The organism is Meridianimarinicoccus marinus, assembly GCF_040689105.1.
GTDB lineage: Bacteria > Pseudomonadota > Alphaproteobacteria > Rhodobacterales > Rhodobacteraceae > Meridianimarinicoccus > Meridianimarinicoccus marinus.
Map to the genome: position 1 here is coordinate 1 of NZ_JBFBVU010000107.1, position 330 is coordinate 330.

The 330-nt window shown below is 66.4% G+C and carries 1 protein-coding gene; it reads left to right on the forward strand.

Annotated features, from left to right (window positions below; all coding sequences use genetic code 11):
* On the forward strand, nt 1–330 hold a 330-nt coding region (locus tag AB0T83_RS20385; protein ID WP_366195018.1), incomplete at both ends, for a histidinol dehydrogenase.

The following is a 330-nucleotide window of genomic DNA, read 5'->3' on the forward strand; positions in this document are numbered from 1 at the left end:
GCCAGCGAGCACGTCCAGGTGATGACCGACCGCGACGACTGGTTCCTCGAGAACATGACCTGCTATGGCGCGCTGTTCCTGGGGCCGCGCACCAATGTGGCCAACGGCGACAAGGTGATCGGCACCAACCACACGCTGCCGACGAAGAAGGCCGGGCGCTATACCGGCGGGCTCTGGGTCGGCAAGTACCTGAAGACGCACAGTTATCAGAAGGTCACCACGGATGAGGCCGCGGCCCTGATCGGCGCCTACGGCTCGCGCCTGTGCCTGCTGGAGGGCTTCGTCGGCCATGCCGAACAGTGCAACCTGCGCGTCCGCCGCTATGGCGGC